General features: G+C 67.8%; 9 protein-coding genes. 4 read left to right on the forward strand and 5 right to left on the reverse strand.

Annotated features, from left to right (window positions below; all coding sequences use genetic code 11):
• Position 1: 1 nt before the first annotated feature.
• The 4 genes from AC5ZH6_RS09115 to AC5ZH6_RS09130 form a co-directional block, all read right to left on the reverse strand.
• On the reverse strand, positions 2 to 826 hold the full coding sequence (locus AC5ZH6_RS09115; RefSeq protein ID WP_094602282.1) for an FAD binding domain-containing protein: 825 nt from the start codon (positions 824 to 826) through the stop codon (positions 2 to 4).
• A gap of 8 nt (positions 827 to 834) precedes the next feature.
• On the reverse strand, positions 835 to 2199 hold the full coding sequence (locus AC5ZH6_RS09120; RefSeq protein ID WP_271355435.1) for an 8-oxoguanine deaminase: 1365 nt from the start codon (positions 2197 to 2199) through the stop codon (positions 835 to 837).
• A 17-nt stretch (positions 2200 to 2216) separates the two neighbouring features.
• Entirely contained in the window at positions 2217 to 3821 is a 1605-nt protein-coding gene (locus tag AC5ZH6_RS09125) for an MFS transporter (protein ID WP_271355436.1), read from the reverse strand.
• A gap of 64 nt (positions 3822 to 3885) precedes the next feature.
• The gene (locus AC5ZH6_RS09130) at positions 3886 to 5310 is read right to left on the reverse strand and encodes a short-chain fatty acyl-CoA regulator family protein (RefSeq protein WP_006367469.1); all 1425 of its coding nucleotides are present in this window, start codon (positions 5308 to 5310) and stop codon (positions 3886 to 3888) included.
• Positions 5311 to 5429: 119 nt separating this feature from the next.
• On the opposite strand from AC5ZH6_RS09130, the gene prpD reads away from it, so the two are divergent.
• The 4 genes from prpD to AC5ZH6_RS09150 all read left to right on the forward strand — a co-directional run bounded on the left by prpD (position 5430) and on the right by AC5ZH6_RS09150 (position 12585).
• Entirely contained in the window at positions 5430 to 6941 is a 1512-nt protein-coding gene (gene prpD / locus AC5ZH6_RS09135) for a 2-methylcitrate dehydratase PrpD (protein WP_006367468.1), read from the forward strand.
• Positions 6941 to 7870 carry a methylisocitrate lyase gene (prpB, locus tag AC5ZH6_RS09140; RefSeq protein WP_271355437.1) on the forward strand — a complete coding sequence of 310 codons (930 nt, stop codon included), beginning with the start codon at positions 6941 to 6943 and terminating at the stop codon, positions 7868 to 7870. The genes prpD and prpB overlap by 1 nt, the downstream gene beginning before the upstream one ends.
• On the forward strand, positions 7867 to 9093 hold the full coding sequence (locus tag AC5ZH6_RS09145) for a bifunctional 2-methylcitrate synthase/citrate synthase (protein WP_496168954.1): 1227 nt from the start codon (positions 7867 to 7869) through the stop codon (positions 9091 to 9093). The genes prpB and AC5ZH6_RS09145 overlap by 4 nt, the downstream gene beginning before the upstream one ends.
• A gap of 102 nt (positions 9094 to 9195) precedes the next feature.
• The gene (locus tag AC5ZH6_RS09150; RefSeq protein ID WP_014359563.1) at positions 9196 to 12585 is read left to right on the forward strand and encodes a pyruvate carboxylase; all 3390 of its coding nucleotides are present in this window, start codon (positions 9196 to 9198) and stop codon (positions 12583 to 12585) included.
• Here AC5ZH6_RS09150 and AC5ZH6_RS09155 read toward each other — a convergent pair.
• Complete coding sequence (locus tag AC5ZH6_RS09155) at positions 12582 to 13856, reverse strand: threonine/serine exporter family protein (RefSeq protein ID WP_020171701.1); 1275 nt, start codon at positions 13854 to 13856, stop codon at positions 12582 to 12584. The two genes, AC5ZH6_RS09150 and AC5ZH6_RS09155, sit on opposite strands and share 4 nt — an antisense overlap.
• Between the last annotated feature and the right edge of the window lie 23 nt (positions 13857 to 13879).

Genomic DNA, 13879 nt, shown 5'->3' on the forward strand with positions numbered 1-13879 from the left:
GTCACCACCCCCGACCGGGGTCGGCGGCGAGTTCTGCCCGGATCTCGTCGGCGAGCACCGCGCTGACTGCGCGGCGCCAGTCCGCAGAGCCGAGCGGATCGGTGTAATAGCCGGGCGCGGAGTCGATGTCGGCGCGCAGTACCTCCGCATCGGGCAGCGTCGGGTAGCGCAGCACCGTCGGCCACCCGGTGGCCGCGGTGATGCCGAACACCGCGGTGCCGTCCTCGTCGACGCGCCCGGTGACCACCGCACCGGAGCGCCCGAGCTCGGCAAGTGCGATTTTGCGCATACCGGTCCGGGCGCGCAGCGCATAACCCGGAAAGTCGATGGCGCGCAGCACCTCTGCCGGTCCCAGGGTGTTGGTGCCGTTGCCGGTGACCAGTTCGGCCACCGGCACGTGGCGCTCACCCCCGGCGGGGGGCCAGATCAGCGCCTCGGCATCGAGGGCGACGGCCAACGACACCATCGACGCGGCCGCGAACGAGCGGCAGATGTTGCCACCGACGGTGGCCACGTTCCAGATCTTGAACGACGCCAACAACGCTGTCGCACACTGGAAGAACAGGGGGTGGGCGCGCCACTCGGGCCGCTTGGGCAACGAGGCGAGAGTCGCGATCGGACAGGTGGCCGCGACACGAAGACCGCCATCGGGCAGATCCTCGACGTCGGACCACCCCATCCCGGTGATGTCGACGACGCCGGTCGCGTCCACCTGCGGCTCGCTGAAGAACCATGTTCCGCCCGCGACGATCCGCTCGCCCGGCGCGAGCGCCAGGTCGTCGCGTGTGTGCGCGTGGCGATACGAGCTGATGGTGTTGAGGTCCACGACTCCTCCTATCCGGCCTTGTCCAGCAGGCGACGATGCTCGGCGGCGCAGTCGGCGGCCACCGCGTCGAGGTCGGCGGTCACCAGGTCGTTGTCGGTGACGATACGGCGCCCGCCCACCCAGGTGCCGCGAATCGGTGGGATGGCGCCCAGTACCAGGGCGGCGACCGGATCGTCGATGCCCGCGTGCGCTGGTCCACTCAGATCCCACAGCACGAGATCGGCGAGTTTGCCGACCTCGATCGACCCGATCTCCTTGTCGCGCCCGAGGACCCGGGCACCACCGAGGGTGGCCAACTCGATCGCGGTGCGGGTGGTCAGAGCGGTCGGACCACCACGGGCGCGCGCCATCAGCACCGCTTGATGCGCCTCCTCGAGCAGTCGCGCCGACTCGTTGGAGGCCGCGCCGTCGACACCGAGTCCGACGGGTACACCGGCATCGACGAGCTCGCGGGTGCGGCAGATCCGGTTGCCCAGACGGGCATTGGAGGTCGGGCAGTGCGCGACCCCGGTCGAGGTGGCGGCCAGACGTGCGATCTCGTCGTCGGCGAATTCGATGCCGTGGGCGAACCACACGTCGTCGCCGACCCATCCCACCGACTCCATGTACTGCAGCGGCGTGCAGCCGAAATGCTGGTCGCAGTAGGTGTTCTCGTCCGGCGACTCGGCCAGATGGGTGTGCATCCGCACGCCGAGTTCGCGTGCCAGCGAGGCGGACTCGCGGAGCAGGTCGGTGGTGACCGAGAACGGGGAGCACGGAGCGAGAGCGATCTGCAGCAGGGAACCGGGGCGCGGGTCGTGCCAGCGCGCGACGGCGTCGGAGCAGGCTTCGAGGATCTCGTCGATGCCCTGCACCACCGAATCGGGTGGCAGGCCACCGTCCTTCTCCGAGAGGTCCATCGACCCGCGGGTCGGATGGAATCGGACGCCGATGGTGGCCGCGGCACCGATCTCGGCGCCGAGGAGATCGCCGCCCTCACGGGGAAAGACGTAGTGGTGGTCGGTGGTGGTCGTACAGCCCGACATCACCAGCTGGCCGATCCCGCCCAGCGCGGCGGTGTGGACTGCGGTCTCGTCGATCCCGGCCCAGATCGGGTAGAGCGTCGTCAGCCACTGGAACAGCGTGTGATCGGCGGCGAGTCCCCGGGTGATCCATTGGTAGAGGTGGTGATGGGTGTTCACCAGGCCCGGGGTCAGCACACAGCCCCTGCCGTCGACGTGGGTCACCTCGGTGGGAAGGTCGTCGATCGGGTCGGCGGATACCGCGGCGATGGTGGCGCCGTCGATCAGCACCCACGCCGACGACAGCTCGCGGCGGTGCTCGTCAACGGTGATGACCTGTGCGTCGTGAATGAGGGTTCCAGCCACCGCCACACGCTACGACGATTCCGTTACGGCGATATTTCGCCGCGGATCTCATGGGCACGGTCGGTCTCATCGGTGCCAATGGTGCCTTCCGGGTCATCACGGCTCGACGGATCGCGACCACCGAGCGTGTCGATCGTTTCGATCTCGAGTCGACGCGATGCGGGGATGGCCATCGCCAGCGCTGCGGCGACGACACAGGCGACCAGCGAGACGATCGACGCGATGAGGTAGCCGTTGGTGTCGGGGACGACGATCGCGCCACCGGGTACCGAGATCTGCACCGCCGACCAGGTCAGCACCATGCCCACCACCGCGGCCGAGGTGGACGTACCGACCACACGCATGAGTGCGTTGACCCCGTTGGCCTCGCCGGTCTGTGCGACCGGTACCGCGCGCATGATCAGCGCGGGCATCGCCGAGTAGGCGATGCCGAGGCCCGCTCCGGTGAGGCAGGCGACGATGAGCATGATCCACCACGTGAATCCGCCGGTGAGCAGCAGGACGAGGAACACGACGTAGCCGAGGCCGATCACCAGGCCGCCGACGGCCAGCGAGACCCGCGGGCCCGCGCGGTCGGTCAGCCAGGCGCTGACATGGGAGAACACGAACATGAGGATGCCGCTGGGGGCGAGGACGAGGCTGGCCATCAGCATGTCGAAGCCCAGACCGATGGGTGCGCCGGCTGGGGCCATGAGGAGTTGGATGGGCATCAACTGCATGGAGTAGAACGCGAAACCGGTGGCCACCGACGCGGTATTGGTCAGCAGGACCGGCCTGTCGAGAGCGACCCGCAGGTCGATCAGCGGGGTGTTGCGGCGCCGCTCCCAGCGCCACCAGGTGGCGGCGACGAGCAGGAAGGTGATCAACACGCCGAGCGTCGTCGGCGAGGCCCAGCCCCAGCTCGCGCCCTTGGAGAGCGGAAGGAGCAGACACACGAGCATCGCCGCCAGACCGACGGCGCCGAGGAGATCGAAACGGCCACCGGCCCGGCCGCGACTCTCCGGGACGGTCAGGGCTATCCCGACCGCGGCCATGCCCGCGGCGCCGGCGCACAACCAGAACAGAGCGTGCCACCCGATGCTCTGGGCGATGAACGCACTCACCGGCAGTCCCAGCGCCCCGCCGATGCCCAACGATGCGCTCATCGTGCCGACCGAGGAGCCGAGGTGGCGGGCCGGCACGATATCGCGCATCACGCTGATACCCAGTGCGATGGTGCCGAATCCGAGTCCCTGCAGGCCGCGTCCGATGAGGAAGGGCAGCAGTGCACTCGACAGTGCGCACAGGATCGATCCGGCGGCAACGCATCCCATGCTGGCGAGCAGCATTCGCCGCTTGCCGTACATGTCACCGAGTCGTCCGCCGATGGGGGTGATGACCGCCCCGGCCAGCAATGTCATCGTGAGCGCCCAGGTGGTGTCCGACGGCGCGGCGTGTAAGAGGTCGGGCAATTGCGGGATCAGCGGCACGATGATCGTCTGCATCAACGCCACCACGATCCCGGCCGCGCACAGCACCGCGACGGCTGCGCGCGGGTGGGTCTGCGGATGGCCCGCGGACTCAGGACCCGCTGACCCAGATCTTCCTGACTCGTATCCCCCTGCGCGATTCGTCGCCGACACCAGCATCAACCTCCGCCGCTCACGCTATCCGACGCCGCCGAGCGAGCGATCGGTGGCATCGCCGGAGGAGTCACATGGGCGCCGGGCGGTAGGGGACGGCATCGCCGATGGTGGCATCGACGTGGATGGCCCGGCCGAGCTGTGGGAAGGCCCGCTGCGGGCAGGCCGGGCGGTCGCAGACCTTGCATCCCGCGCCGATCGGCACGGTCATCCGGGTGTCGGTCACATCGACGCCGGTCGAGTACACCAGTCGATCGGCGTGGGCGAGGTCGCAGCCCAGGCCGATCGAGAAGCCGGTGCGCGGGGCGAGGAAGCCGTGATGGTCGCCCGTGGTACGGGCGAGCCAGAAGTACGAACGGCCGTCGGGCATCTGCGACACCTGGGTCACGATGCGCCCCGGCGTGGCGAAGGCGTCATGCACCACCCACAGCGGGCAGCTCCCGCCGACGCGGGAGAAGTGAAACGCCGTGGCCGACTGCCGTTTCGAGATGTTTCCGGCCCGGTCGGTACGGACAAAGATGAACGGTATGCCGCGGCTGCCGGGGCGCTGCAGGGTCGAGAGCCGATGACAGATCGTCTCGAAGCCGACCTCGAAGCCCAGGCTCAGCAGTTCGATGTCGTAGCGGGCGTTCTCCGCGGCGGAGCGGAAGCGCTCGTAGGGCAGCAGTAGCGCTCCGGCGAAGTAGTTGGCGAGACCGATGCGTGCGACCGGAATCGTTGCAGTACTGAGGTTCTCGGCGCCGGCGAGGATGTCGTCGATGGTGGCGCCCTGATCCAGCAGCGCCAGCTGGGTGGCGAGCTGGAATGCGCGTTGCCCGGCGCTCAGGCGGCCGGCGAGATGAATCACCTTCTCGCCCGCGTCGAATCGGCGTTTGGGTACCGTGACGGCCGAATGCGGGTCGGCGTCATGGGTGATCGACACGCGGATGTCGAAGCGCCGCCGCATCACCTGCGCCAGTTGCAGATCGAGCCCGCCGATGTGCAGGTCCTCGTCGTCGAAGAGTCGCTCGGCGGCCTCGTCGAGTGCGCCGATGTAGTTCTTGCGGTCGTAGAAGAAGTCGCGCACCTCCTCGAACGGCATGGGCTCGTTCGCGATTCCCGGGTCGGTGATCCGGCCGCCGTAGGTTTCGAGTTCGGTTGTCGCGGCGGTGAGTCTGCGGTGCAGCGCCACCAGTGTTCGTCCGACCGCGGGCATGCGTCCGACGAGTTCGGTGATCTCCGCTCGCGTCACCTCGGCGGAATCGCTGTGCGCGCCGAGCGCCTCGGCGAGGTCGGCGACGAGCCGCGCATCGGTGTCGGTGGCGAAGTAGTCGGCGTCGAGTTCGAACTCGCGGGTGAGTGCGAGCAGGACGGGCACGGTGATGGGGCGCTGGTCGTTCTCGAGTTGGTTCACGTAGCTCGTCGATATCTCGATGCGCCGGGCCAGCGCGGCCTGCGAGAGGCCGCGCTCGTCGCGTAGTCGGCGCAGTCGTGCGCCCACGAACATCTTCGCCATGGCAGGCACAGTACCCGCCGTGGCGTTCACAACATTCGCAAGAACCCACGGAGATATCCACCTAATTACACATCTGCCAGGTCTTTCGCGTACCTGTCCCGTCTGCGTACGGTGCGAACATGATCAATCACGACGTGCGGACCCACCGCAGCTCCGAGGACTTCCCGCAAGCCGAGCATCTCGCGCAGAAGATCGCCGAGGTCGCCACCGACCCGGTCGCGGTGCCCGCCGAGACCGCGGAGATGGTCGTGAACCGCATCATCGACAATGCCGCGGTCAGCGCCGCCTCGGTGATCCGCCGCCCGGTCACCAGTGCTCGTGCACAGGCGTTGGCACACCCGCCTGCCGAAGGCGCCGCGGGTGCGGCCGTCTTCGGCGTCGACGGCCGGTATTCGCCGGAGTGGGCGGCCTGGGCCAATGGTGTGGCGGTGCGCGAACTCGACTTCCACGACACCTTCCTCGCCGCGGAGTATTCGCATCCCGGTGACAACATCCCGGCGCTGGTCGCGGTGGCCCAACACGTGGGTGCCTCGGGTGCCGATCTCATTCGAGGATTGGCCACGGCCTACGAGATCCAGATCGACCTGGTCCGCGGAATGTGCTTGCACGAGCACAAGATCGACCACGTCGCCCATCTCGGACCGTCCGTCGCGGCAGGTCTGGGCACCATGCTCGAGCTCGACGAGGAGACGATCTACCAGGCGATCGGACAGGCACTACATCTCACCACCGCGACGCGTCAGTCCCGCAAGGGCCTGATCTCCAGTTGGAAGGCGTATGCACCGGCACACGCCGGAAAGATCGCCATCGAGGCGGTGGACCGCGCGATGCGCGGCGAGGGTGCACCGGCGCCGATCTGGGAAGGTGAGGACGGCGTCATCGCGTGGCTGCTGGGCGGTCCCGACAAGACCTACCGGATCCCGCTTCCCGGCCCGGGGGAACCCAAGCGCGCCATTCTGGACAGCTACACCAAGGAGCATTCCGCGGAATATCAGAGCCAGGCTCCGATCGACCTGGCGCGGCGTATGCGTGAGCGCATCGGCAACCTCGACGACATCGAGTCGATCGTCCTGCACACCAGCCATCACACGCACTACGTGATCGGTACGGGCTCGGGGGATCCCCAGAAATTCGATCCGGCTGCCAGCCGGGAGACCCTCGATCACTCGGTGATGTACATCTTCGCGGTCGCATTGCAGGACGGCACGTGGCATCACGAGGCGTCCTACGCTCCCGAACGCGCCGCCCGCCCGGACACGGTTGCGCTGTGGCGCAAGATCTCCACGGTCGAGGACCCCGAGTGGACTCGCCGATACCATTCCACCGATCCGGCCGAGAAGGCGTTCGGCGCCAAGGCTGTGATCACTCTGACCAACGGTGAGGTGATCACCGATGAACTCGCGGTCGCCGACGCCCACCCGCTCGGCGCTGCGCCGTTCGCGCGAGCTGCCTACGAGGCGAAGTTCGCGGCGATGGCGCAGGGGGTGGTCGACGCGGAGGAGCAGCAGCGATTCCTGGTGGCTGCTGCCGGGCTCGGCGACCTCGGGGCGGGCGAGCTCGGCGCGCTGAATGTGCGCGTCGAGCCGACCGTTCTGGACAAGGCGCCGACCATCGGTTCGGGGATCTTCTGATGAGCGAGTCGACATCGGGACTGTTCTCGGCCCGCACGTGCGCGGGGGACAAGCGCAAGGCCCTGCGTGCCGCCCTGGCATCCGGCGAGTTGCAGCGCTGGCCCGGTGCCTTCTCGCCACTGGTGGCGAAACTGATCGCCGACATCGGCTTCGAGGGCATCTACATCTCCGGGGCGGTCCTCTCGGCGGACCTCGGTCTCCCCGACATCGGACTCACCACCCTGACGGAGGTCGCGGGGCGCGGTGCGCAGATCGCGCGTTCCACCGACCTGCCGAGTCTGATCGACGCCGACACCGGATTCGGTGAGCCCATGAGCGCGGCCCGCACCATCGCCACGCTCGAGGACGCCGGGCTGGCCGGGTGCCATCTCGAGGACCAGGTCAACCCCAAACGGTGCGGTCACCTCGACGGCAAGGATGTGGTGCCCACCGGCGAGATGCTGCGTCGGCTGCGCGCGGCGGTGTCGGCGCGTCGCGACGACGACTTCGTCATCTGTGCCCGCACCGACGCCGCGGGCATCGAGGGTCTCGACGCCGCGATCGAGCGGGCCAAGGCCTACGCCGACGCCGGCGCCGATCTGATCTTCACCGAGGCGCTGACCGATCTCGCTGAATTCGAGAAGTTCCGTGCCGCCGTCGACGTGCCGCTCCTGGCGAACATGACCGAGTTCGGCAAGTCCCGGTTGCTCACCACCGAGCAGTTGCGCGACGTCGGCTACAACGCGGTGATCTACCCGGTGACCACCTTGCGGATCGCGATGGGCGCAGTCGAGCGCGGACTCCGGGAGATCGACTCCGCGGGAACGCAATCCGGGCTGCTCGACGACATGCAACATCGCAGCCGACTCTACGGGTTGCTTCGTTACGCCGACTACAACGCCTTCGACTCCGAACTGTTCAACTTCACCTTGGAAGGAACCCGGCCGTGAGCCCGACCAGCAAGACCGCTTCCGCGTCTCCCCAGTCCACGTCCACCCAGTCCACGTCCACCCAGCCCACGTCCACTCAGTCCACTTCGACTCGGTCCGCCCCCGATCGATCAGCCCCGACGATCCACAAGGGCCTCGCCGGCGTCGTCGTCGACACCACCGCCATCTCGAAGGTGGTGCCCGAGACCAATTCCCTGACCTACCGTGGCTACGCGGTCCAGGAGCTCGCACAGCACTGTTCGTTCGAGCAGGTCGCTTATCTGCTCTGGCACGGTGAGTTGCCGACCGACGCCGAACTGGCGGCCTTCACCCAGCGGGAGCGAGCGCTCCGTCGGCTCGACCGTTCGACACAGGCTGTGCTGGCCCGCATTCCGGAGAACTGCCATCCGATGGATGTGGTGCGCACCGCGATCAGCTTCCTGGGCACCGAGGACCCCGACGAGGACAACGCGTCGCCGTCGGCGAATCTCGAGAAGGCACAACGCATGTTCGCGGTCCTGCCGACCATCGTCGCCGCCGACATGCGACGTCGCCGCGGCCTCGATCCGATTGCGCCGCATCACGGACTGGGCTATTCGGAGAACTTCCTGAATATGTGCTTCGGCGAGGTGCCCGATCCCGTGATCGTCCGGGCATTCGAGAAGTCGATGGTGCTCTACGCCGAACACAGCTTCAATGCTTCCACATTCGCCGCGCGTGTGGTCACCTCCACGCAGTCCGACATCTACAGCGCGGTCACCGCGGCGATCGGAGCACTCAAGGGATCGCTGCACGGCGGGGCGAATGAGGCGGTCATGTACGACATGATCGAGATCGATCGTCCCGAACGTGCACGGGAATGGTTGGAGGCCAAACTGTCTCGAAAAGAGAAAATCATGGGATTCGGCCATCGGGTGTACAAGAATGGTGATTCCCGCGTGCCGACGATGCAGGCTGCGTTCGAGGAGATCTCGCACCATCTCGGCGACACCCGGTGGCTCGCGATCTATCACGAGCTCGCCGACGAGATGTCGAGTCGCACCGGCATCAAGCCCAATCTCGACTTCCCGACCGGTCCGGCCTATCACCTGATGGGCTTCGACATCGCCTCGTTCACACCGATCTTCGTGATGAGCCGGATCACCGGGTGGACCGCACATATCGTCGAGCAGACCGCTGCCAATGCCCTGATCCGTCCGCTGTCCTCCTACGACGGACCGCCGCAGCGGGTTCTCATTGCTTAGGACTGGTTGCCCTGCTGGTGGGCTCCGCGGGATAAGGTCACCGTGGGGGCATGTGCATCGGGTCCATATGTGGCGGGACAACGACAGAAACGGATGAGCAGCATGTTCGACAAGGTTTTGGTGGCCAACCGCGGTGAGATCGCGATTCGGGCGTTTCGCGCGGCGTATGAGCTCGGTGCCCGCACCGTCGCGATCTTCCCGTACGAGGATCGCAATTCGCTGCATCGGTTGAAGGCGGACGAGTCCTATCAGATCGGTGTCCCCGGGCATCCGGTGCGCGCGTATCTCTCGGTGGATGAGGTGGTCGGCGCGGCCCAGCGATGCGGCGCGGATGCGGTGTATCCGGGCTACGGGTTCCTTTCGGAGAACGCCGATCTCGCGCGGGCATGTGCGGCGGCCGGCATCACCTTCGTCGGCCCCAGCGCCGAGGTGCTCGATCTCACCGGCAACAAGGCGCAGGCGATCGCGGCGGCCAAGGCCGCGGGTCTGCCGGTGTTGTCCTCCTCGGAGCCGTCGTCGGATGTCGAGGAGTTGGTGACGGCGTCGGAGCGGATGCAGTTCCCGGTGTTCGTCAAGGCGGTGGCCGGTGGCGGTGGCCGCGGTATGCGGCGCGTCGATGACCCGTCGACCTTGCGGGAATCGATCGAGGCTGCCTCGCGTGAGGCGGAGGCGGCGTTCGGTGATGCGACGGTGTTTCTCGAGCAGGCCGTCATCAATCCACGCCATATCGAGGTGCAGATCCTCGCCGACACCCACGGTGAGGTCATCCATCTGTTCGAGCGGGACTGCAGTGTGCAGCGCCGTCATCAGAAGGTGGTGGAGCTGGCCCCGGCGCCCAATCTCGATCCGGTGCTGCGCGAACGGATCTGCGCCGACGCGGTGGCCTTCGCACGGCAGATCGGTTACTCGTGTGCGGGTACGGTCGAGTTCCTCGTCGATGAGCAGGGCAGACATGTCTTCATCGAGATGAATCCGCGAATCCAGGTGGAGCACACGGTGACCGAGGAGATCACCGATGTGGATCTGGTGGGTGCGCAGCTGCGGGTGGCCTCGGGTGAATCGTTGGCCGACCTCGGTCTGAGGCAGGACGCGATCGCGGTGCACGGAGCGGCGATGCAGTGCCGGATCACCACCGAGGACCCGGCCGCCGGTTTCCGGCCCGACGTCGGGCGGATCACCGCCTACCGCACGCCCGGTGGTGCTGGTATCCGCCTGGACGGTGGAGCCAACCTCGGCGGTGAGGTCAGCGGCCACTTCGACTCCATGCTGGTCAAATTGACCTGCCGCGGGCGGGACTTCGCCACCGCCGCGCGCCGGGCCCGACGGGCCCTGGCGGAGTTCCGGATTCGTGGCGTCGCCACCAATATCCCGTTCCTGCAGGCGGTTCTCGACGACCCGGATTTCCGGGCCGGGCGGGTGACGACGTCGTTCATCGACGAGCGGCCCTGGTTGCTGACCACCGGTGGATCGGCCGACCGCGGCACCCGCATCCTGGAGTACCTGGCCGACGTGACCGTCAACAAGCCGCACGGTGAGCGGCCGTCGACGGTGTACCCGCGGGACAAGCTGCCCACCGTGGAGCGCTCGGTGCTCGGTGCGCCGCCCGCCGGTTCCAAGCAGCGGCTGACCGAGCTGGGGCCGGAGGGATTCGCCCGGGCACTGCGTGATTCGCCGGCCGTCGGGGTCACCGACACGACTTTCCGTGACGCCCACCAGTCGTTGCTGGCGACACGGTTGCGGACCTCGGCGCTGATCACCGTGGCCCCGTATGTGGCGGCGCTGACCCCGCAGCTGCTGTCGGTGGAGTGCTGGGGTGGTGCGACCTACGATGTGGCGCTGCGCTTTCTGAAGGAGGATCCGTGGGATCGGTTGGCGCAGCTGCGCGAAGCGATGCCCAACATCTGCCTGCAAATGCTGTTGCGGGGTGCGAACACCGTCGGGTACACCCCGTATCCGACGAAGGTGACCACCGCCTTCGTCGCCGAGGCGACCGCCACCGGTGTGGATATCTTCCGGATCTTCGACGCGCTCAACAACATCGAGCAGATGCGCCCGGCGATCGACGCGGTCCGCGAGACCGGCACCGCGATCGCCGAGGTGGCGATGAGTTACACCGGTGACCTGGCGAACCCGGCCGAGGATCTCTACACCCTGGACTACTACCTGCGGCTGGCCGAGCAGATCGTCGAGGCCGGTGCGCACGTCCTGGCCATCAAGGACATGGCCGGCCTGCTGCGTGCGCCCGCGGCGACCAAGCTGATCACGGCCCTGCGCCAGGAATTCGATCTCCCGATCCACGTGCACACCCACGACACCCCCGGCGGTCAGCTGGCGACCTATCTGGCGGCGGTCACTGCCGGTGCCGACGCGGTCGACGGGGCATCGGCGGCGTTGGCCGGTACGACCAGTCAGCCCCCGCTGTCGGCGATCGTCGCCGCCTTCGCGCATTCCGAGCACGACACCGGTCTGGATCTGGCGGCGGTGTGCGACCTCGAGCCCTACTGGGAGGCGATCCGAAAGGTCTACGCGCCCTTTGAGTCCGGGATTCCCGGGCCCACCGGGCGGGTGTACTCGCATGAGATCCCGGGCGGTCAGCTCAGCAACCTGCGGCAGCAGGCGATCGCCCTCGGTCTCGGTAATCGCTTCGAGGCCGTGGAGGAGGCCTACGCGTCGGCCGATGCGATGCTGGGCCGTCTGGTGAAGGTGACGCCGTCCTCGAAGGTGGTCGGTGACCTCGCCCTGGCACTGGTCGGCCAGGGCATCGAACCGCGTGACTTCGCGAACGATCCGGCCGCCTACGACATTCCGGATTCGGTGATCGGGTTCTTGCGCGGCGAGTTGGGCGACCCGCCCGGTGGATGGCCGGAACCGTTGCGCACCAAGGCACTCGAGGGTCGCCGCCCCGCCGAGCCGGTGGTCGAACTCGCCGCCGAGGACTCCGCGGCGCTCGACGTCGCGGGGCGGACACGGCAGGAAACGTTGAACCGCTTGCTGTTCCCCGGCCCCACCAAGGAGTTCACCGAACACCAGGAGGCCTACGGTGACACCTCACGGCTCTCGGCGAACCAGTTCTTCTACGGGTTGCGGTACGGCGAAGAACACCACGTCGAACTCGAACCCGGTGTGGTGCTGCTCATCGGCCTCGAGGCGATCAGCGACGCCGACGAGCGCGGCATGCGGACCGTGATGTGTGTGATCAACGGCCAGCTCCGCCCGATCGCGGTGCGAGACCGTTCGATCGACTCCGCGGTGGAGGCTGCCGAGAAGGCCGACCGGGCCAATCCGGGTTCGGTCGGGGCGCCGTTCGCAGGTGTGGTGTCGATCTCGGTGGAGGTCGGCGACGAGGTGGCCGCCGGTGCGGCGATCGGCACCATCGAGGCCATGAAGATGGAGGCCACCATCACCGCGCCCGTCGGTGGCAAGGTCACCCGCGTGGCCGTCGGGTCGGTCACCTCCGTGGCGCCCGGGGACCTGCTCATCGAGATCGGTTAGGCCCGCCGGCCGCGGTCGCCGGGTGTTCCGATCTCGGCGACCAGCGCGCCGATCTTGATGCCGATGCACAGGCTCGCGAAGGTGGCGGGCGTGGTCTGCAATGCGTGCGTGTCGAAGGAGGCGAGGGCGACCAGACCGACGGTGCCGGGCACGAGCAGTAGGAATGCGGGCTGAAAGGAGATGGTCGCGGGTACGGCGACGGTGAGTCGTTCGATCATCCGGGCCGCGACGAACAGCACCGCGGCGCTCACCCCGGTGGCCACCACATTGCCGACCCAGGCGGACGCCGCGGTGAGCACCGCGTAGGTGCACACCATCACGCCGACACTGAGCACGGTGAGCTTCATTCCGGAGCCGAAGGCGCAGCCGACACCGACGGCGAGTGCGACGACGCCGATCCACGACAGCCACAGCGGTGGTAGCGCTTGCCACCCCTCACTGCCCGCCACCGAGGAGATCTGCCCGACCAGCGCTGCGGAATCCGGATCGATCCGAAGGCCGGTCACCGCGGCGCCCGCGGCGATCCCGCCGGCCATGAACCCGAGCATGATCAGCCCGTAGAGCAGCCGCGCAGAACCGGTCACGATGTCGGTGGCCGTCAGTTCCAGCAAGGCGTTGGTGATCAGTGCGCCGGGCACGAGGATCGCGATCGGTGCACACACCCCGAACAACGGCACCGAGCCGGCACCCACCGCCGATGCGACGGAGGCGACGACGAGGGTCGAGACGAAGGCGGCGACGAACGGCACGATGGCGGCACCACTCTCGATCCGATCGAGGATCGTCTTGAGGATCCCGACCAGTCCACCCGCGGCCATCGCGATGAGGATCGCCCACCACGGGCAGCGGAACACCGTGGCCAGCCCGCCGGCGACCAGTGCGCTGCCGAGGATCCAGGACAGCTGCGGATGGGTGCGCGGCATCGCACGAATCCGGTCGATTCGTTCGGGCAGACCGTCGAGCGGCACCGCCGCCGAGGTCGTCTCGTGGACCAGTCTGCTCGCGTGGGCCGACTGCCGGAAGGAGAGTTCGGTGGCGTCGGAGTGGAACATTCGGACCGTGCCGGTCTCGGGCTTGGTGACGAGAACGGCTTCGGGCAGAACCGAGAATGTCAACGCCCGGGCCGTGCGGGGGTGCGTGTCGGCCGCCTGCTCGAGTGCGGCGCGGACGTCGGTGACCGACAGACCCGCGTCGAGCAGCAGTGCACCGAGGTGGCCCAGATGGCGTGCTGCGGCGGTCTCGTCCTGATCGGACGGCTGTGGGTCGGTCACCCGGGATCGGCCTCCTGATGTCG

The sequence above is a fragment of the Gordonia sp. YC-XJ4 genome (assembly GCF_059511865.1).